Below are 17,024 nucleotides of genomic sequence, written 5' to 3' on the forward strand. Positions count from 1 at the left end.
ACGATGCATCGCCGATGGTAGTGTGGGGTTTCCCCATGTGAGAGTAGGTCATCGTCAAGATTAAATTCCGAAACCCCAATTGCGAAAGCAGTTGGGGTTTTGTTTTGCCCGCAGGAAAGTTCGTACCGTAGTGCTGTGTTTCAACAGCACGGTGCGGGACTCATGATTTGGGGGCAGTTCTGATGGTGAGCCGGCCAGTTCAAGGCCTTGGTCATGACTTCCAAGCCACGTGACAGGCCCCTGAGACTCGATCAGGGCTCGCAGGGTGACCTATGCCCCCGACGGCCTCGCAAGTCTCAGAGATCGGGCTCCCTTAAGTGATGCGCAGCGCCAGTTCACGCCAAAAACAACGTCATTGTCCGAAGTTGATAAACCATTACCCACAAAAAAGCCCCAGATCCTAAGATCTGAGGCTTTTTCATTTGCAGCGTATGGTGCACCAGGCGGGATTCGAACCCACGACCCCTGCCTTCGGAGGGCAGTACTCTATCCAGCTGAGCTACTGGTGCAATGCGGGCGCCATGATACTCATATGTGCTGCGTGCGTCCATGCTGCTGAATCGCCTGTGTTTTTTGAAAGCGTAATCTGCGTTTGCTACGTTGATCAGAAAAATTAGGTAAATGCGGCGTTTTCGTTCTTTTTTTCGAACAGGCTATTGTCCTTTACCCCCTTTGATCCTAGGATTCGTTTGAGATATCAAACGCTCTTGTCTGGGTGCTGAACCGCACGGTATCAATCAGTGCGCTATTTATGTGCTTCAGCCCAGTGAATGATTTCCCTGACGGCAGCCTATAGGGCGCCTTTCTACAATCATAATTCGCTCCGCGCCTGCCGCGGTGCTGTTAAGGAAAGCCGACATGCAGCTTAAAGACACCCAGTTGTTCCGCCAGCAAGCCTTTATCGATGGCGCTTGGGTCGACGCGGACAATGGTCAGACGATCAAAGTAAACAACCCGGCCACCGGCGAAATTCTGGGTACCGTGCCGAAAATGGGCGCTGCCGAAACCCGCCGTGCGATTGAAGCCGCTGACAAAGCGCTGCCGGCTTGGCGTGCACTGACCGCCAAGGATCGCGCGAACAAACTGCGTCGCTGGTTTGAGCTGATCATTGAGAACCAGGACGACCTCGCTCGCCTGATGACCCTCGAACAGGGCAAGCCATTGGCCGAAGCCAAGGGCGAAATCGTTTACGCCGCTTCCTTCATCGAATGGTTCGCCGAAGAAGCCAAGCGCGTCTACGGTGACGTGATTCCGGGCCACCAGCCAGACAAGCGCCTGATCGTGATCAAGCAGCCAATCGGCGTGACCGCTGCCATCACCCCGTGGAACTTCCCGGCCGCGATGATCACCCGTAAAGCCGGCCCGGCCCTGGCCGCTGGTTGCACTATGGTGCTCAAGCCTGCTTCGCAAACCCCATTCTCCGCGTTCGCCCTGGCTGAACTGGCTCAGCGTGCTGGCATCCCGAAAGGCGTATTCAGCGTTGTTTCCGGCAGCGCCGGCGACATCGGTAGCGAGCTGACCAGCAACCCGATCGTTCGCAAACTGTCCTTCACCGGCTCGACCGAAATCGGTCGCCAGTTGATGGCTGAATGCGCCAAGGACATCAAGAAAGTGTCCCTGGAACTGGGCGGCAACGCGCCGTTCATCGTGTTCGACGACGCGGACCTGGATAAGGCCGTCGAAGGCGCGATCATCTCCAAATACCGCAACAACGGCCAGACCTGCGTCTGCGCCAACCGTCTGTACATTCAGGATTCTGTCTACGACGCGTTCGCCGAGAAGCTGAAAGTGGCCGTGGCCAAACTCAAGATCGGCAACGGTCTGGAAGAAGGCACCACCACTGGCCCGCTGATCGACGAAAAAGCCGTGGCCAAGGTTCAAGAGCACATTGCTGACGCGATCAGCAAAGGCGCAACCGTTCTGGCCGGTGGCAAGGTCATGGAAGGCAACTTCTTCGAACCGACCATCCTGACCAACGTGCCGAAGAACGCCGCCGTGGCCAAGGAAGAAACCTTCGGTCCATTGGCTCCGCTGTTCCGCTTCAAAGACGAAGCCGAAGTGATCGCGATGTCCAACGACACCGAGTTCGGTCTGGCCTCGTACTTCTATGCTCGTGACCTGGGCCGTGTGTTCCGTGTGGCTGAAGCCCTGGAATACGGCATGGTCGGCGTCAACACCGGGTTGATCTCCAACGAAGTCGCGCCGTTCGGCGGCATCAAGGCGTCGGGCCTGGGCCGTGAAGGCTCCAAGTACGGCATCGAGGATTACCTGGAAATCAAATACCTCTGCCTGGGCATCTAAGCCCGGCCAGGGATTTTGCTTCAAACGCAAAGGGCACGAGAGCGCTGTCCCTTTGCGCGCTTCAAACGAAATTTATCTGCGGCCGGGAAAGCTGTGGCAGTCGATCATCGCATGCTGCCGTAGTTGCCTCCCCGCTGCATTTTCCTTGAGCCACGCCGCCCGATGAGCGGCGAATGAGGACTTTATGAGCAAGACTAACGCATCCCTGATGAAACGCCGCGAAGCCGCTGTACCACGCGGTGTTGGCCAGATTCACCCAATCTTCGCCGAGTCCGCGAAGAACGCCACCGTGACTGACGTTGAAGGTCGCGAGTTCATCGACTTCGCCGGCGGTATCGCCGTGCTGAACACCGGTCACGTGCACCCGAAAATCATCGCCGCCGTGACCGAGCAGCTGAACAAGCTGACCCACACGTGCTTCCAGGTCCTGGCCTACGAACCGTACGTAGAGCTGTGCGAAAAAATCAACGCCAAGGTACCTGGTGATTTCGCCAAGAAAACCCTTCTGGTCACCACCGGTTCCGAAGCGGTAGAAAACGCCGTGAAAATCGCTCGTGCCGCCACCGGCCGCGCTGGCGTGATCGCCTTCACCGGCGCGTACCACGGTCGCACCATGATGACCCTGGGCCTGACCGGTAAAGTCGTTCCCTACTCGGCCGGCATGGGCCTGATGCCAGGCGGCGTATTCCGCGCGCTGTACCCGAATGAACTGCACGGTGTGAGCGTCGACGACTCGATCGCCAGCATCGAACGCATCTTCAAGAACGACGCTGAGCCGCGTGACATCGCTGCCATCATCATCGAGCCGGTTCAGGGCGAAGGCGGTTTCTACGTCGCGCCTAAAGAGTTCATGAAGCGTCTGCGCGCACTGTGCGACCAGCACGGCATCCTGTTGATCGCTGACGAAGTGCAAACCGGCGCTGGCCGTACCGGCACCTTCTTCGCCATGGAACAGATGGGCGTGTCCGCCGACCTGACCACCTTCGCCAAATCCATCGCTGGCGGCTTCCCGTTGGCCGGTGTGTGCGGCAAGGCCGAATACATGGACGCCATCGCTCCAGGCGGCCTGGGCGGCACTTACGCCGGTAGCCCGATCGCTTGCGCCGCGGCCCTGGCCGTGATGGAAGTGTTCGAAGAAGAACACCTGCTGGACCGTTGCAAGGCTGTTGGCGAGCGTCTGGTCACTGGCCTCAAGGCCATCCAGGCCAAGTACCCGGTGATCGGCGAAGTCCGTGCCTTGGGCGCGATGATCGCTGTGGAGCTGTTCGAAAACGGCGACAGCCACAAGCCAAACGCTGCTGCAGTAGCTTCGGTTGTGGCCAAGGCTCGCGATAAGGGCCTGATCCTGCTGTCCTGCGGCACCTACGGCAACGTTCTGCGCGTCCTAGTACCGCTGACTTCGCCGGACGAGCAACTGGACCAAGGTCTGGCGATCATCGAAGAGTGCTTCTCCGAGCTGTGATCACCTAGTGTGACCTGATCGACAAAAAACCCGCTCCGGCGGGTTTTTTTACGCCTCTTGAAACACATTCAGGTCATTTGAACTGTCTCGAATCGCCAGTGTTGACTAAGGTTCAAGCATTGCGAGGGAGCGTGCTGCATGACTGTCGTTGATTTACCCGCTGCACCGAGGGTGTTGATTGCCGAGGCCGACCCGTGGTCTCGAGACCTGCTCAAACAGGTGTTATTGAATGTGCGCTGCGACGCGCGGCTGGACCTGTGCGCTGATGGTCAGCACGCTATCGACAGGCTGGCGGAAATTCCTTACGACCTGGCGATCGTTGACTGGGAGTTGCCCGGTGTCGATGGCTTGAATGTTTTGCGAAACGTGCGTCAACGCCGACGCAATCCGCCACTGCCGTTCATTCTGATGAGCAGCCGCAACGACAGTGGCAGCGTGCACGAGGCTTTGCCTTTGGCGCCCACGGCGTACCTGACCAAACCCCTGAACATGGAAAACCTTACCCAGCGTCTGCAAGAGCTGCTGCTGAACGCCGGTGAGGAGGTTTCCTGTGAGGTGCCAAAGTTGGCCCCCGGCATGACGTTGTCGGTGTATCTGGAGCGTCGTCGAGAATTGACAGACGGTGCGCCGTTGATGACTGACGTACAGATTGCAGTCCAGCGCAGCCTCAATCCCGGCGGACTGGATCTGAAGCGGCTGGAAGACGAAATTCGCTCCGATCCGCAGATTACCGCTGTGCTGATCGCCGCCGCGAACAGTGCTGCGCATCACCTGGGTGATCCTGTGCAGACCCTGTCTCAGGCCTTGCACCGTTTGGGCTCCGGGCAAAGCATGAACCTGATTCTGGGGTTGGCCCTCAAGCGCAGCGCCCGGCTCGACGATCCGCTACTGGCGGACTATGCCGAGCGTAATTGGGAGTTGTCGCTGCACACCGCCGAATACGCCCGCACGCTGGCACGCTTGCTGGATCTGGAACAAGAGCGGTGTTACTGCGCGGGCATGCTGCATCGTCTTGGCGACCTGGCGCTGCTGCGATGTTTGCAAGAGTGGAAGCAGGGCGGAGGTGATCTGGATGAATGGGAGGAAGTCGGCAATGCGCTGGCCGAGTTCGGCGCGGCCTACGGTTCGGCACTGCGCACGCGCTGGCGTCTGCCGCTGGAGTTGCGAGAGCTGATTGCGGCGGTCTATCAGCTCGGTGGCGGGGTTTACTCACGCGAAGCGCTGGTGATGAACATGGCGGCGCAATTGGCGCGCCTGACCGAACATGAGGGCGTGGAAGCGGTGGCGAAAAGCCGAACAGCACGGTTGCTCAAGATTGGTTTGCCGGAACTGATGCGATTACGCAAAAAGTGAACCTGCCAAATACCCCTGTAGGAGTGAGCCTGCTCGCGATAGCGGTGTATCAGTCAGCATCTGTTTTGAACGTCACACCGCCATCGCCAGCAGGCTCGCTCCCACAGTGGGGAAGTGTTCGGTTAGTTAACCGGAAATGATCCGGTTCTTGCCCTGCCGCTTGGCTTCATACATCGCCGCATCCGCCCTGGCAAACAGGCTGTCGAGGCTTTCGTCCTCGTCGGTGAGGCTGGTCAAACCCTGGCTGACAGTAATGCCAAACGTCTGCTCGTCATGGCTAAAGCTCAATTGCTGAATCTGCCGTTGCAACCGTTCGGCCACTTGCAGGGCCATGTCGGGCGCGCAGCCGGGAAACACTGCCGCAAACTCTTCACCACCGATCCGCCCGAACACGTCGCCTCGGCGTAACGCTGCGCGACCGCTCTCTGCGATCTGTTGCAGCACCACGTCACCTTGCGGATGACCGTATGTGTCGTTGACCCCTTTGAAATCATCGATGTCCAGCAACAGGAACGCCAGCGGTGTTCCTTGCTTGCGTGCCTGGGCGAACTCCTTTTGCGCGCACTCAAAGAAGTGCCGGCGATTGCTGCTTTGAGTCAGTACATCGGTAGTGGCCAGGCGCTGCAGTTCGGCTTCCATCCGCTTCTTTTCGGTGATGTCTTCGGCAATGCCGACGATGATCACGGGTTGGCCAGGTTCCGCCTGACGGTTGACGAAGCATTTGTCGCTGAGCCAGCGCACCTGCCCATTAGCATCGATGATGCGGTATTCGCGGTCTTCAACCGCACCTTTGACCAGCACGTCGGCCAGGCTGCGTTCGGCGTAGTCCAGGTCGTCGGGGTAAATGCTGTCGCGCCATTCGTTGTAGTCGGACAGCAAGCTGCCGGCGGAGCGACCGAAAATTCGCTCATAGGCCGGGCTGACGTAAAGCACCTGCCGGGTTTCCCAGTTGAATGCCCACAGCACCGCATTGACACTCACCAGCAGCGAACTGAACAGCTGTTCGCGTTCGCTCAGTCGCGCCACTTCACTTTGGGCATGCATCAGCGCCATCAGGGTTTGAGCCGTGTCGGGCGATTGCGCAAAGGATGAGTCGTGCAGGTTTTTGGGGACCATCGGGACAAATCTCAAAGGGCGTGCGCTGTTCTGGATTCGAAAGCGGCGACAACGAAACCCGCCAGGGGTGGCGAAGTGTCTTTGAGATAGGGGATTTGGAGCTTAGTTCCGAAGGGTGCGCCCGCTGGCGGGGCGCACCGATCAACGGCATCAGACAGCGGCAGGGCGCAGGGAGTAGGTCTTCAACTGGTCGGCGAAGTCGCGCAGGGATTGAATGCCGCTGGCCTCAGCTTCATGCACCCAATCCTTGATGGCGGCGAGCATGTCGTGACCATTTGAGCTGGTCTTGACCCAGATCTGCTGCAAGGCCAGGCGTTTCTCGTAAATTACCTTCAGCGCCTGGCTGTGTTCGAGCATGGTCTGGATGCGAACGTGGTGTTTTTCGTCCAGCAGGCTGGTTTCCCGCGAAAGCAGGCGCTTGGCGCGATGGAATTGATGGCGGACAGAGTGATCGACCTTTTCCAGCTCTTGCTTGACCAGAGGCGCGATTACCAATTTTCGGTACTGGGCCATGATCTGGAAGCGATTGTTGAGGATCGCCATGGCGGTGTCCATGTCCAGGCTGCCTTTGCCCTCAACCCGGTGCGCGATAGGAGCGACCCGCTGGACTTTGGCCAGACGGAAGAAACTGAAGACCTGGATCCAGGCCCAACCGAGGTCGAACTCCCACTTCTTCACCGACAATTTTGCCGAGTTAGGGTAGGTGTGATGGTTGTTATGCAGTTCTTCACCGCCGATAAGGATGCCCCAAGGCACCAGATTGGTGGCTGCATCGCGGCATTCGAAGTTGCGGTAGCCGATGGCATGGCCAAGGCCATTGACCACGCCGGCGGCCCACACCGGGATCCACATCATCTGAATGGCCCAGATGGTGATACCGATGGTGCCGAACAGCAGCAGGTCGATGACGCCCATGATCGCCACACCCAACAGCGGGAATCGGCTGTAGAGGTTACGTTCGATCCAGTCTTCGGGGCAGTTCTTGCCGTAGATGCGCAGGGTCTCCGGGTTTTCCGCTTCGGCGCGGTACAGCTCGGCACCTTTGCGCAAAACGGTGGAAAGCCCTTTGACGACCGGGCTGTGCGGGTCATCGACGGTTTCGCATTTGGCGTGATGCTTGCGGTGGATAGCGGTCCACTCGCGGGTGTTCTGCGCCGTGGTCAGCCACAGCCAGAAGCGGAAGAAATGTTTCAGGCCGGCATTGAGCTCAAGCGAGCGATGGGCTGAATAACGATGGAGATAGACCGTGACGCCAACGATCGTGACGTGGGTCATCAGCAGGGTGACTGCCACCAGTGACCAGGGCGACAAGCCGAGTAAACCTTCGTACCACATAGGCTGTAGGGCCCTCGATAAAGAAAAAAACAGCCGTTGCATTATCACTAAGCCCACGGATAAAACCAGTCGCCCTTTCAGATAAGAGTGGCTGAATGTGTCCTTGACCTATAATTCCAACCTTTCTATGGGGACATGGACGCTCTAATGTCTGCCACCTATCGCGATGCCTTGCGTGCAGCGCTGCTTTACCTTCTGCTTTCAGTCACCTGGATGGCCGTTAGTGGCTATTTATTGAACAGATTCTTCGATAGCTCTGCCGAGCTATTACGATGGCAACTGATCAACGGTTACTTCTGGGTGGCACTTAGCGCCGGTTTGATCTTCATTGCCCGGGCCCGACTGTTCAAATGCCTGGGGATCGGCGCCAGACTGCGCGAGCGCCATGCCGACCGTGAGCGTTTGCGCCAGGCCGCCGCTGTGTTCGATTGCACCCGTGAGGGTGTGTTGGTCACCGATAGCAACGGGCTGATTGTCCATGTGAACCGGGCCTTCATGGCGATCACCGGTTATCAGTGTGACGAGGTGCTGGGCCAGCAACCCAGTCTGTTCAAATCCGGCCATCATCCGCCCGCGTTCTACCAGTCGATGTTCGCGACACTCAACAGCACCGGTGAGTGGAGCGGGGAAATCTGGAATCGCCGAAAAAGCGGTGAAATCTATCCGCAATGGCAAACCATCCGCATCATTCATGACGATCAGGGCCGATGTAGCCACTACGTGGCGGTGTTTTCCGATATCAGTGCGATCAAAAACTCCGAGCACGAGCTCAAGCACCTGGCTCATCACGATCCACTGACCGATCTGCCCAATCGGCTGTTGTTCACCGACCGTGTCGAACAGGCGCTGGCATCGGCGCAAATCCATAAACGGGGCTGCGCGTTGCTGATGATCGACCTGGATCACTTCAAGATGATTAACGACAGCCTCGGGCATACCGTCGGTGATCAACTGCTGAAGGCGGTGGCCGAGCATTTGAATGCCATGTTCGGGCCAGGCATGACCCTGGCGCGTCTGGGCGGTGACGAATTCGCGGTGCTCGCCGAAAGCTGTCCGCAAGTGGCCCAAGCTGCGGCGCTGGCTCAACGAATCATCGATGGCCTGCGCGAGCCGTTCCACATTGACGGGCATCGACTGTTTATCAATGCCAGCGTCGGCATCAGTCAGTTTCCGAGTGATGCCTTGAGTGCCGAGCAAATGTTGCGCAACGCCGATTCGGCCTTGTTCAAGGCCAAGAGTGCGGGCCGGGATGGCTACGCGCTCTATACCGAAGAGTTGACCGCCCACGCTCAGCAGCGGGTGGAAATTGCCTTTGAGCTGCGCCGCGCGCTCCAGCAGCAAGAGCTGCGCGTCTATTACCAACCCGTGCATGACCTCAAGACCAGTCGCCTGATCGGCGTCGAAGCGCTGGTGCGTTGGGCGCATCCGCAGCGCGGGCTGGTGTCGCCGGCAGAGTTTATCCCCATCGCCGAGCGTACCGGGCTGATTGCCGAGATCGATGCCTGGGTCATGCGCCAGGCCTGCCAGCAAATGTGCCAGTGGCGAGCGGCGGGCGTGGAGTTGGCGTTTGTGGCGGTGAATGTTTCATCGCGACTGTTTGCCCGGCGCGAACTGTATCAGCAGGTGGCTCAGGTGCTGGATGCCACGGGGCTTGATCCGGCGTATCTGGAGTTGGAAGTGACCGAAAGCGCAGTGATGGAGGATCCGGAGGTCGCGCTGGAGCAGATGCATCGCCTGCGCGAGTTGGGTGTGCGGCTGGCCATCGACGATTTCGGCACGGGATATTCGTCACTGCTGCGGCTCAAGCGATTACCGGTGCAGAAACTCAAGATCGACCAGGGCTTCGTCGCCGGGTTGCCGTGTGATGAAGATGACGCGGCGATTGTGCGAGTGATCATCGCCTTGGCGCAGAGCATGGGGATGCAGGTGCATGCCGAAGGGATCGAGCAGGTCGAGCAGGCTGCATTCCTGCTTGAGCATGAGTGTGATCTGGGGCAAGGCTACTGGTTTGGGCGGCCGGTGCCGGCAGAGCAACTGGATTGGATGTGCGCGCCCGTTATTCGCTAACCCTGCCTTTAAGCTTTTTTGTGGCGAGTCAATGTCAAAAACACCGCAAACCCGCGTCCCAGCAAGCAAATCATTTCGGTTATATAAACATTCTTAAATAGTCTTTTTAAGAATATCTACTCCTCACTACTATTGGTCTCACGCCGCAAGCAGTGCCGTCACTGCCAGGCAACCTCTCAGTTGAAGGAGCAGCACCATGAGCGCATCCCTACGTAGTGTTGATGGCCAAGACGAAGCAACCATTTTGCGTGAGATCCAAAGCGCATTGCGCGATCTGCGCTTTGGGGCTGTGGAGATCACTGTGCATAACGCCCAGGTCGTCCAGATCGAACGCAAAGAGAAATTCCGTCTGCAGAGTCCGAGCAACAAGCCGAGCTAAGCAACCGGCAACCCGTTTCCCGCCTCCATAAAAAAAAGCCAACACAAACAGAATTCCAGGAGCTTTCACCATGTCGTCGATTCGTCATTTCGCTTTGGCCGCCCTGGCCAGCGCCCTTTTTGCGGGTTCCGCGGTTGCCAAGGATTACGAGCTGCTCAATGTGTCGTACGACCCGACGCGTGAGCTGTATCAGGACTACAACGCCGAGTTCATCAAGTACTGGCAGGCGGACCACGCCGGCGACACGGTGAAAATCCAGCAATCCCACGGTGGTTCGGGCAAGCAGGGCCGCGCGGTGATCGACGGTCTGCGTGCCGATGTCGTTACCCTGGCCCTGGCGGGTGACATCGACGAAATCGCCAAACTCGGCAAGACCCTGCCGGCGGACTGGCAGAAGCGTCTGCCGGAAGCGAGCACGCCGTACACCTCGACCATCGTGTTCCTGGTGCGCAAAGGCAACCCGAAAGGCATCAAGGACTGGGGCGATCTGGTCAAGAACGATGTCTCGGTCATCACCCCGAACCCGAAAACTTCCGGCGGCGCACGCTGGAACTTCCTCGCAGCCTGGGCCTATGGCCTGAAAGCCAACGGCGGTGACGAAGCCAAGGCCAAGGACTACATCCAGACCCTGTTCAAGCACGTGCCTGTGCTGGACACCGGCGCTCGCGGTTCGACCATCACCTTCGTCAACAACGGTCAGGGCGACGTGTTGCTGGCCTGGGAAAACGAAGCGTTCCTGGCGCTGAAAGAAGACGGCGGCGCCGACAAATTCGAAATCGTCGTGCCTTCGCTGTCGATCCTTGCCGAGCCGCCAGTGGCCGTAGTCGACAAGAACGCCGAGAAAAAGGGCAACGAGCAGATCGCCGAAGCGTACCTCAAGCACCTGTACAGCCCGGCCGGTCAGGAAATTGCCGCGAAAAACTTCTATCGTCCACGTGATAAGGACGTGGCTGCCAAGTATGCCAAGCAGTTCCCGACCCTGGACCTGGTGACCATCGACAAAGACTTCGGCGGCTGGAAAACCGCGCAACCGAAGTTCTTCAATGACGGCGGCGTGTTCGACCAGATTTATCAGGCGCAGTAGTCTTAAATAGCCATCAACGAGCCCCGATTTAACCGTCGGGGCTTTGCGCGTTCTCAACCAAGGACTTTTATGTCGCGTCGTATCTCCCCCGTCATACCCGGCTTCGGGCTGACGCTGGGCTACACCTTGGTGTACCTCAGCCTGATTGTGCTCATTCCACTGGCGGCGATGTTCGTCCATGCCGCCCAACTCACCTGGGATCAGTTCTGGGCGATTATCTCGGCGCCACGGGTGCTGGCGGCGTTGAAGCTGAGCTTCGGCACCGCGCTCTATGCCGCGATCATCAACGGCATCATTGGCACGCTGCTGGCCTGGGTGCTGGTGCGCTATACCTTCCCCGGTCGCAAAATCATCGATGCAATGATCGACTTGCCCTTCGCTTTGCCGACGGCGGTAGCGGGTATCGCGCTGACTGCGTTGTACACCCCCACCGGTTTGGTCGGTCAGTTTGCAGCGGACCTGGGTTTCAAGATCGCCTACACCCCCCTCGGCATCACCCTTGCCCTCACTTTTGTGACACTTCCATTCGTAGTACGTACCGTACAGCCAGTATTGGCTGATATCCCGCGTGAAGTGGAAGAAGCGGCGGCGTGTCTCGGGGCAAAACCTTTACAGGTGTTCCGTTACATTCTGGTGCCCGCGTTGCTCCCTGCGTGGCTGACGGGTTTCGCGTTGGCCTTTGCCCGCGGGGTCGGCGAGTACGGGTCGGTGATTTTCATCGCCGGCAACATGCCGATGAAAACCGAGATTCTGCCGCTGCTGATCATGGTCAAGCTCGACCAGTACGATTACACCGGCGCCACGTCCATTGGTGTACTGATGCTGGTGGTTTCCTTCGTCCTGTTGCTGCTGATCAACTTGCTGCAACGTCGCATCGAAACCCCATAAGGAGGCGCGAACCATGTCCCAATCGTCTATTGCTGCCGCCTCTTCGGCCAACGCTGCGCGCCGTGGCAGTGCCACTTCGCGAAGAATCCTGATCGGCCTTGGCTGGCTGATTTTTGCGCTGTTTCTGCTGTTGCCACTGTTCATCGTGGTGTCCCAGGGCCTGAAGCTGGGCCTTGGGGCGTTCTTCACCGCGATCTTCGAACCGGATGCTCTGTCGGCGCTGAAACTCACAGTGATCGCCGTGCTGATTTCGGTGCCGCTGAACCTGGTGTTCGGCGTCAGCGCCGCGTGGTGCGTGAGCAAGTACTCGTTCCGCGGCAAGAGCATGCTGGTCACGTTGATCGACCTGCCGTTCTCGGTGTCACCGGTGATCGCCGGCCTGGTCTACGTGCTGATGTTCGGCGCCCAGGGCCTGTTCGGGCCGTGGCTGCAGGATCACGATATCCAGATCGTCTTCGCCTTGCCGGGCATCGTGCTGGCGACGATTTTCGTCACCGTGCCGTTCGTGGCGCGTGAGCTGATCCCGCTGATGCAGGAACAGGGCACGCAAGAGGAAGAGGCCGCGCGCCTGCTGGGCGCCAATGGCTGGCAGATGTTCTGGCACGTCACCGTTCCCAATATCAAATGGGGCCTGATCTACGGCGTGGTGTTGTGTACCGCGCGGGCGATGGGTGAGTTCGGTGCGGTGTCGGTGGTTTCCGGGCACATTCGCGGGGTGACCAACACCCTGCCGCTGCACGTCGAGATCCTCTACAACGAATACAACCACGTGGCCGCGTTCGCGGTAGCGAGCCTGTTGCTGATCATGGCGCTCTTCATCCTGCTGCTGAAGCAGTGGAGCGAAAACCGTATTAACCGCCTGCGCGCCAGCGCCGCGGAGGAATAATTCATGTCGATCGAAGTGCGTAACGTCAGCAAGAATTTCAATGCGTTCAAGGCGCTGGACAACATCAGCCTGGACATCCAGAGCGGTGAACTCGTGGCGCTGCTCGGCCCGTCGGGTTGCGGTAAAACCACGCTGCTGCGGATCATCGCCGGCCTGGAAACCCCGGATCAGGGCAACATCGTGTTCCACGGCGAAGACGTTTCCGGCCACGACGTGCGTGATCGCAACGTCGGCTTCGTGTTCCAGCACTACGCCTTGTTCCGCCACATGACCGTGTTCGACAACGTCGCGTTCGGCCTGCGTATGAAGCCGAAAAACCAGCGTCCGAATGAAAGCAGGATCGCGGAAAAAGTCCACGAACTGCTGAACATGGTGCAACTGGACTGGCTGTCGGATCGCTACCCGGAGCAACTCTCCGGTGGCCAGCGTCAGCGTATCGCCCTGGCTCGCGCCTTGGCGGTGGAACCGAAAGTCCTGCTGCTCGACGAACCCTTCGGCGCCCTCGACGCCAAGGTCCGTAAAGAACTGCGCCGTTGGCTGGCGCGGCTGCACGAAGACATCAACCTGACGTCGGTATTCGTGACCCACGACCAGGAAGAGGCGATGGAAGTGGCCGACCGGATCGTGGTGATGAACAAGGGTGTGATCGAGCAGATTGGCTCACCGGGCGATGTCTACGAAAACCCGGCCAGCGATTTTGTTTATCACTTCCTCGGTGATTCCAACCGACTGCATTTGGGCGAGGACAACCACGTGCTGTTCCGTCCGCACGAGGTGTCATTGTCGCGGCATGAACTGGAAGATCACCACGCGGCTGAAGTGCGCGATATCCGTCCGTTGGGCGCGACGACTCGGGTGACGCTGAAAGTTGAAGGTCAGAGCGAATTGATCGAGGCGGAAGTGGTGAAGGATCACGACAGCCTGATCGGTCTGGCGAAGGGTGAAACGCTGTTCTTCAAGCCCAAGGTCTGGCAGAAACTCGCCAACCTCTAAGATCAAAAGCTTCGTCGGAACGCCGCCCGGAGCAGGCTCGCTCCCACAATCCAATGTGGGAGCGAGCCTGTTCGCGAAAGCGTCTTAGGCCGCAGCGCGATTCGGATTGATCCGCACACCCCCGGCCCGCGCCTCGATCTGTTCTTTCAGGTCATGCCGCAACCCCAACAGAAACGCCAACTCCGCCACCACAAACAACGGCCCGACAATCAACCCGGTCACGTCATCGACAAACGCCGGCTTACGCCCTTCATAGTGATGCCCGACAAACTGAATCGCCCAGCCCACCACAAACATCCCGATACCGCTCGATAACCACACCAGGGTACTTTGCTGCGCCAACACTTGCCCCGCCCAAACGGACAGCCCCAGCAACACGGTCATCAGCACCCCGAGGCGCACCTCCAGGCGCAGGTAAAACCACGCCGAAGCCAACGACACCAGCACCGCCGGCGAAAGCCAGCCACCCGCCCATTGCGGCCGCGACAGCAACACCGCAACGGCCACCACAATCAATGGAATACCGATAAAGTGGCTGGCGATGTTGCGCGGGTCACGGTGGTAAGCGGCGTATTGACTGAGATGGTCAACGAGGCTTTTCATTGTTATTCCTCCTGTAGGGTGATTGATCATGCCCCGGGTTCACTTTCCGCTCTGTCAGGCAGGCGACAATCTCCAGGAGTTTCCATGGACATGCAGGTTTGGCGCTCGCGCTTGATGAGCGGCCAGTGGTTCAGTCATCTACCTGTTCCCTTTCAGGATAGTCTGCTGGCCGTGGCCCGGCTGCGGCGCCTGTCGTCCGGGCAATTGCTGTTCAAACGCGGCGATCCGCCGTGCGGGTTGTATGCGGTGCTCGAAGGCTCGGTGCGCATCGGCGCGGTCAGTGAACAGGGCAAGGAAGCGCTGTTGAGCCTGGTGGAACCGCCACACTGGTTCGGCGAAATCTGCCTGTTCGATGGCCAGGCGCGGACCCACGACGCCTTCGCGGTGGGGACGTGCACCTTGTTGCACATTCCGCAGGCGGCGCTGTTGAAAGTGCTCGACGAACAGCCGGTGTACTGGCGGCAACTGGCGTTGCTGATGAGCCACAAGTTGCGCCTGACCTTCATCAACCTCGAACAGTTGAGCCTGATGCCCGCCCCGGCACGTCTCGCCCATCGCTTGCTGATGATCGCCGCAGGCTACGGCGAAATCGATCCACCCCGCCGTGTGCTGCAACTGCCGCAGGAGCAATTGGCGTCGCTGCTGTCGCTGTCGCGCCAGACCACCAACCAGTTGCTCAAGGAATTGCAGGGCCAGGGAATTCTGAATCTCAAGTACGGCGAGATCGAAATTATCGATGCTGATCGATTGCGGGCACTGGCGATTTTTTAAAGCGCGACGTTATAGGTGGGCTTTGCCCGCGAAGGCGCCTAGCCTGTGACGACGATAATCGAGGTGTGCCATGCGTGTACTGCTAGTGGAAGACGAACCGGAGACCGCCAAACTCCTGGCCAACGGCCTGAACGAGGCGAGCTATTCGGTGGATGTTGCGCTTAACGGCATGGACGGCCGGCGCTTTATCGAGACCGGCGAATACGAGCTGATCATCCTCGACGTGATGCTGCCGGGGCTCAACGGCTGGCAGTTGCAGCAACAAATTCGCAAGCTCGGAGAGACGCCGGTGCTGTTCCTGACCACCAGGGACGGCATCGAGGATCGCCTGCGTGGATTGGAGTTGCATGAAGACGATTATTTGCTCAAGCCGTTTGCGGTGAGCGAGTTGGTGGCGCGGGTGCGCAAGTTGTTGCGGCGGGATCGCGGGCGGTGATTTCTGGAAGTCAGGTCAAAGCTGGGCGGGTTTTCAGATTGAAACTGCACTAAATACAATGCATTTCCAAAGATTGTATTGATTTGCACTGTATACGGTGCAGGTTGGCACTGAGGAAAATGGTGGTGAGCTGAGGATTGCCTTCGCGAGCAGGCTCGCTCCCACAGGAGATCTTTGTTGACCTCCAAATCTGTGGGTAACGCAAAACCCTGTGGGAGCGAGCCTGCTCGCGAAGAGGCCGGGCGAGGCGACTCAATATCTGGACCGGTTAGCGCAACCCATCCCGAAACTGCCCCGGCGTCATTCCCGTCCAGCGCTTGAATGCGCGACTGAAGCTGCTGGTATCGGCAAACCCCAGTAAGTAACTGACCTCACTCAACGAACATTGCGGATCGCGCAGGTGCAGCAGCGCCAGGTTTTCGCGACTTTCATTGAGCAGCGTATCGAACCGACAGCCCTCGTCCGCCAAATGCCGTTGCAGGCTGCGCAAACTCAGGTGCAGGGCCTTGGCGATGTGTTCGGCGCTGGGCTCGCCTTCGGGCAATTGCTCTTCGATGGCGTCGCGGACCTTGCGCTCCCAGGTCAGCGGTTTGAGCTGTGCCAAGGCGCGGTTGAGCACCGTTTCGTTATGTACAGCCAGTTCCGGGTTGGCGTCGTCCAGGTGGCTGTCGAAATCCACCAGGGAAAACTCCACGCGGTCTTCTTCCGCCGAGAAATACACCGGTGAGCGGAAGACTTTATGCCATTGATGCGCATCGGCGGGTTCCGGGCGGCGCAGGTACACCGCCAGCGGGGCATAGTCGCGACCGAGGCGATTGCGGCAAGTGCGCACGTAAATCGCCGTGAAGGCGTCGATGGCTTCGAATGCAGGTGCCGGGTTACCCACCGGGATTTTCAGGCGAAAGCGGTAGCGGTCCTCGGCGCGGGTCAGCTCCAGTTCCAGGGCATCGCTGACCACTTGGTGATAGCGCACGATCCGTTCGAACACCTCGCGCAAACTGCCGCTGGCCACCAGCGCATAGCCGAGCGCATGAAACGTGGTGGGGCTGACGAAACGCGACACGCGCAGGCCGATCGCCGGATCGCCACTGACCTGCACGGCGATTTCCCACAGGCGCGTGGTGCCGGACAACGGGTAACGGGCGTTCGGGTCGTCCATCAATTGCGGATCGAGCCCCGCCTGATGGCACAGGGCGGTGCTGTCGAGGCCCAGCGCATCGAGTTGCTTGCGCAGGGCGCGGGTCCAGCTGGCGAGGGAGGTCGGTTCAGTCATGCTGATTGGCGCTTCCGGTCAACAGGTTGGCGTTCATGGCTACCACCTTGTAAACATTCACAAGGCAGGATGCGAAC

At 59.0% G+C, this 17,024-nt stretch carries 15 protein-coding genes and 1 tRNA gene; 11 read left to right on the forward strand and 5 right to left on the reverse strand.

The features are described from left to right. Positions 1-432: 432 nt before the first annotated feature. Positions 433-509, reverse strand: a tRNA-Arg gene (locus ACWKV5_RS07950). Positions 510-858: 349 nt separating this feature from the next. Between ACWKV5_RS07950 and gabD the strand changes: the two genes are divergently transcribed. From gabD to ACWKV5_RS07965, 3 genes are all read left to right on the forward strand, one after another. Next, positions 859-2,301, forward strand: coding sequence for an NADP-dependent succinate-semialdehyde dehydrogenase (gabD, locus tag ACWKV5_RS07955; RefSeq protein ID WP_483840854.1), 1,443 nt, complete (start codon positions 859-861; stop codon positions 2,299-2,301). Between the two features lie 184 nt (positions 2,302-2,485). After that, entirely contained in the window at positions 2,486-3,763 is a 1,278-nt protein-coding gene (gene gabT / locus ACWKV5_RS07960; RefSeq protein ID WP_123436364.1) for a 4-aminobutyrate--2-oxoglutarate transaminase, read from the forward strand. A 138-nt stretch (positions 3,764-3,901) separates the two neighbouring features. After that, a complete protein-coding gene (locus tag ACWKV5_RS07965; protein ID WP_483840855.1) occupies positions 3,902-5,116 on the forward strand; it encodes an HDOD domain-containing protein in 1,215 nt (404 codons plus the stop codon). A gap of 126 nt (positions 5,117-5,242) precedes the next feature. Here ACWKV5_RS07965 and ACWKV5_RS07970 read toward each other — a convergent pair whose 3' ends face one another. Both ACWKV5_RS07970 and desA read right to left on the reverse strand, forming a co-directional pair. Beyond that, positions 5,243-6,232: a GGDEF domain-containing protein gene (locus ACWKV5_RS07970; protein ID WP_483840856.1), complete on the reverse strand. Its 990-nt coding sequence runs from the start codon at positions 6,230-6,232 to the stop codon at positions 5,243-5,245. A gap of 150 nt (positions 6,233-6,382) precedes the next feature. Further along, entirely contained in the window at positions 6,383-7,567 is a 1,185-nt protein-coding gene (desA, locus tag ACWKV5_RS07975) for a delta-9 fatty acid desaturase DesA (protein WP_027922276.1), read from the reverse strand. Between the two features lie 147 nt (positions 7,568-7,714). Between desA and dibA the strand changes: the two genes are divergently transcribed. From dibA to ACWKV5_RS08005, 6 genes are all read left to right on the forward strand, one after another. Beyond that, positions 7,715-9,634 carry a phosphodiesterase DibA gene (gene dibA / locus ACWKV5_RS07980; RefSeq protein WP_483840857.1) on the forward strand — a complete coding sequence of 640 codons (1,920 nt, stop codon included), beginning with the start codon at positions 7,715-7,717 and terminating at the stop codon, positions 9,632-9,634. A 196-nt stretch (positions 9,635-9,830) separates the two neighbouring features. Next, positions 9,831-10,013: a sulfur starvation response protein OscA gene (oscA, locus tag ACWKV5_RS07985; protein WP_134419279.1), complete on the forward strand. Its 183-nt coding sequence runs from the start codon at positions 9,831-9,833 to the stop codon at positions 10,011-10,013. Between the two features lie 70 nt (positions 10,014-10,083). After that, the gene (locus tag ACWKV5_RS07990; protein WP_059181841.1) at positions 10,084-11,097 is read left to right on the forward strand and encodes a sulfate ABC transporter substrate-binding protein; all 1,014 of its coding nucleotides are present in this window, start codon (positions 10,084-10,086) and stop codon (positions 11,095-11,097) included. 69 nt (positions 11,098-11,166) lie between these two features. Then, a complete protein-coding gene (gene cysT / locus ACWKV5_RS07995; RefSeq protein WP_483840858.1) occupies positions 11,167-11,985 on the forward strand; it encodes a sulfate ABC transporter permease subunit CysT in 819 nt (272 codons plus the stop codon). A 13-nt stretch (positions 11,986-11,998) separates the two neighbouring features. Next, on the forward strand, positions 11,999-12,871 hold the full coding sequence (gene cysW / locus ACWKV5_RS08000; protein ID WP_027922271.1) for a sulfate ABC transporter permease subunit CysW: 873 nt from the start codon (positions 11,999-12,001) through the stop codon (positions 12,869-12,871). A gap of 3 nt (positions 12,872-12,874) precedes the next feature. Beyond that, entirely contained in the window at positions 12,875-13,864 is a 990-nt protein-coding gene (locus tag ACWKV5_RS08005) for a sulfate/molybdate ABC transporter ATP-binding protein (protein WP_483840859.1), read from the forward strand. Between the two features lie 84 nt (positions 13,865-13,948). On the opposite strand, the gene ACWKV5_RS08010 is transcribed toward ACWKV5_RS08005, so the two are convergent. Beyond that, the gene (locus ACWKV5_RS08010; protein ID WP_483840860.1) at positions 13,949-14,467 is read right to left on the reverse strand and encodes an Mpo1 family 2-hydroxy fatty acid dioxygenase; all 519 of its coding nucleotides are present in this window, start codon (positions 14,465-14,467) and stop codon (positions 13,949-13,951) included. A gap of 84 nt (positions 14,468-14,551) precedes the next feature. On the opposite strand from ACWKV5_RS08010, the gene ACWKV5_RS08015 reads away from it, so the two are divergent. Next, on the forward strand, positions 14,552-15,238 hold the full coding sequence (locus ACWKV5_RS08015) for a Crp/Fnr family transcriptional regulator (RefSeq protein WP_483840861.1): 687 nt from the start codon (positions 14,552-14,554) through the stop codon (positions 15,236-15,238). Positions 15,239-15,308: 70 nt separating this feature from the next. Then, positions 15,309-15,674, forward strand: a complete 366-nt coding sequence (locus tag ACWKV5_RS08020; RefSeq protein WP_483840862.1) for a response regulator — start codon at positions 15,309-15,311, stop codon at positions 15,672-15,674. 268 nt (positions 15,675-15,942) lie between these two features. Here the strand turns inward: ACWKV5_RS08020 and ACWKV5_RS08025 are convergent, their stop codons facing one another. Next, positions 15,943-16,947, reverse strand: a complete 1,005-nt coding sequence (locus tag ACWKV5_RS08025; RefSeq protein ID WP_483840863.1) for an AraC family transcriptional regulator — start codon at positions 16,945-16,947, stop codon at positions 15,943-15,945. Between the last annotated feature and the right edge of the window lie 77 nt (positions 16,948-17,024).

It is taken from the genome of Pseudomonas oplopanacis (assembly GCF_057128725.1).

What these genes read in the sequence shown, in the direction of transcription:
- cysT (WP_483840858.1), top strand. Translation starts at nt 11,167, where the DNA reads ATGTCGCGTCGTATCTCCCCCGTCATACCCGGCTTCGGGCTGACGCTG.
- cysW (WP_027922271.1), top strand. Translation starts at nt 11,999, where the DNA reads ATGTCCCAATCGTCTATTGCTGCCGCCTCTTCGGCCAACGCTGCGCGC.
- dibA (WP_483840857.1), top strand. Translation starts at nt 7,715, where the DNA reads ATGTCTGCCACCTATCGCGATGCCTTGCGTGCAGCGCTGCTTTACCTT.
- ACWKV5_RS08025 (WP_483840863.1), bottom strand. Translation starts at nt 16,947, where the DNA reads ATGACTGAACCGACCTCCCTCGCCAGCTGGACCCGCGCCCTGCGCAAG.
- ACWKV5_RS07970 (WP_483840856.1), bottom strand. Translation starts at nt 6,232, where the DNA reads ATGGTCCCCAAAAACCTGCACGACTCATCCTTTGCGCAATCGCCCGAC.
- ACWKV5_RS08005 (WP_483840859.1), top strand. Translation starts at nt 12,875, where the DNA reads ATGTCGATCGAAGTGCGTAACGTCAGCAAGAATTTCAATGCGTTCAAG.
- ACWKV5_RS08015 (WP_483840861.1), top strand. Translation starts at nt 14,552, where the DNA reads ATGGACATGCAGGTTTGGCGCTCGCGCTTGATGAGCGGCCAGTGGTTC.
- ACWKV5_RS07990 (WP_059181841.1), top strand. Translation starts at nt 10,084, where the DNA reads ATGTCGTCGATTCGTCATTTCGCTTTGGCCGCCCTGGCCAGCGCCCTT.
- oscA (WP_134419279.1), top strand. Translation starts at nt 9,831, where the DNA reads ATGAGCGCATCCCTACGTAGTGTTGATGGCCAAGACGAAGCAACCATT.
- ACWKV5_RS08010 (WP_483840860.1), bottom strand. Translation starts at nt 14,467, where the DNA reads ATGAAAAGCCTCGTTGACCATCTCAGTCAATACGCCGCTTACCACCGT.
- gabD (WP_483840854.1), top strand. Translation starts at nt 859, where the DNA reads ATGCAGCTTAAAGACACCCAGTTGTTCCGCCAGCAAGCCTTTATCGAT.
- gabT (WP_123436364.1), top strand. Translation starts at nt 2,486, where the DNA reads ATGAGCAAGACTAACGCATCCCTGATGAAACGCCGCGAAGCCGCTGTA.
- desA (WP_027922276.1), bottom strand. Translation starts at nt 7,567, where the DNA reads ATGTGGTACGAAGGTTTACTCGGCTTGTCGCCCTGGTCACTGGTGGCA.
- ACWKV5_RS07965 (WP_483840855.1), top strand. Translation starts at nt 3,902, where the DNA reads ATGACTGTCGTTGATTTACCCGCTGCACCGAGGGTGTTGATTGCCGAG.
- ACWKV5_RS08020 (WP_483840862.1), top strand. Translation starts at nt 15,309, where the DNA reads ATGCGTGTACTGCTAGTGGAAGACGAACCGGAGACCGCCAAACTCCTG.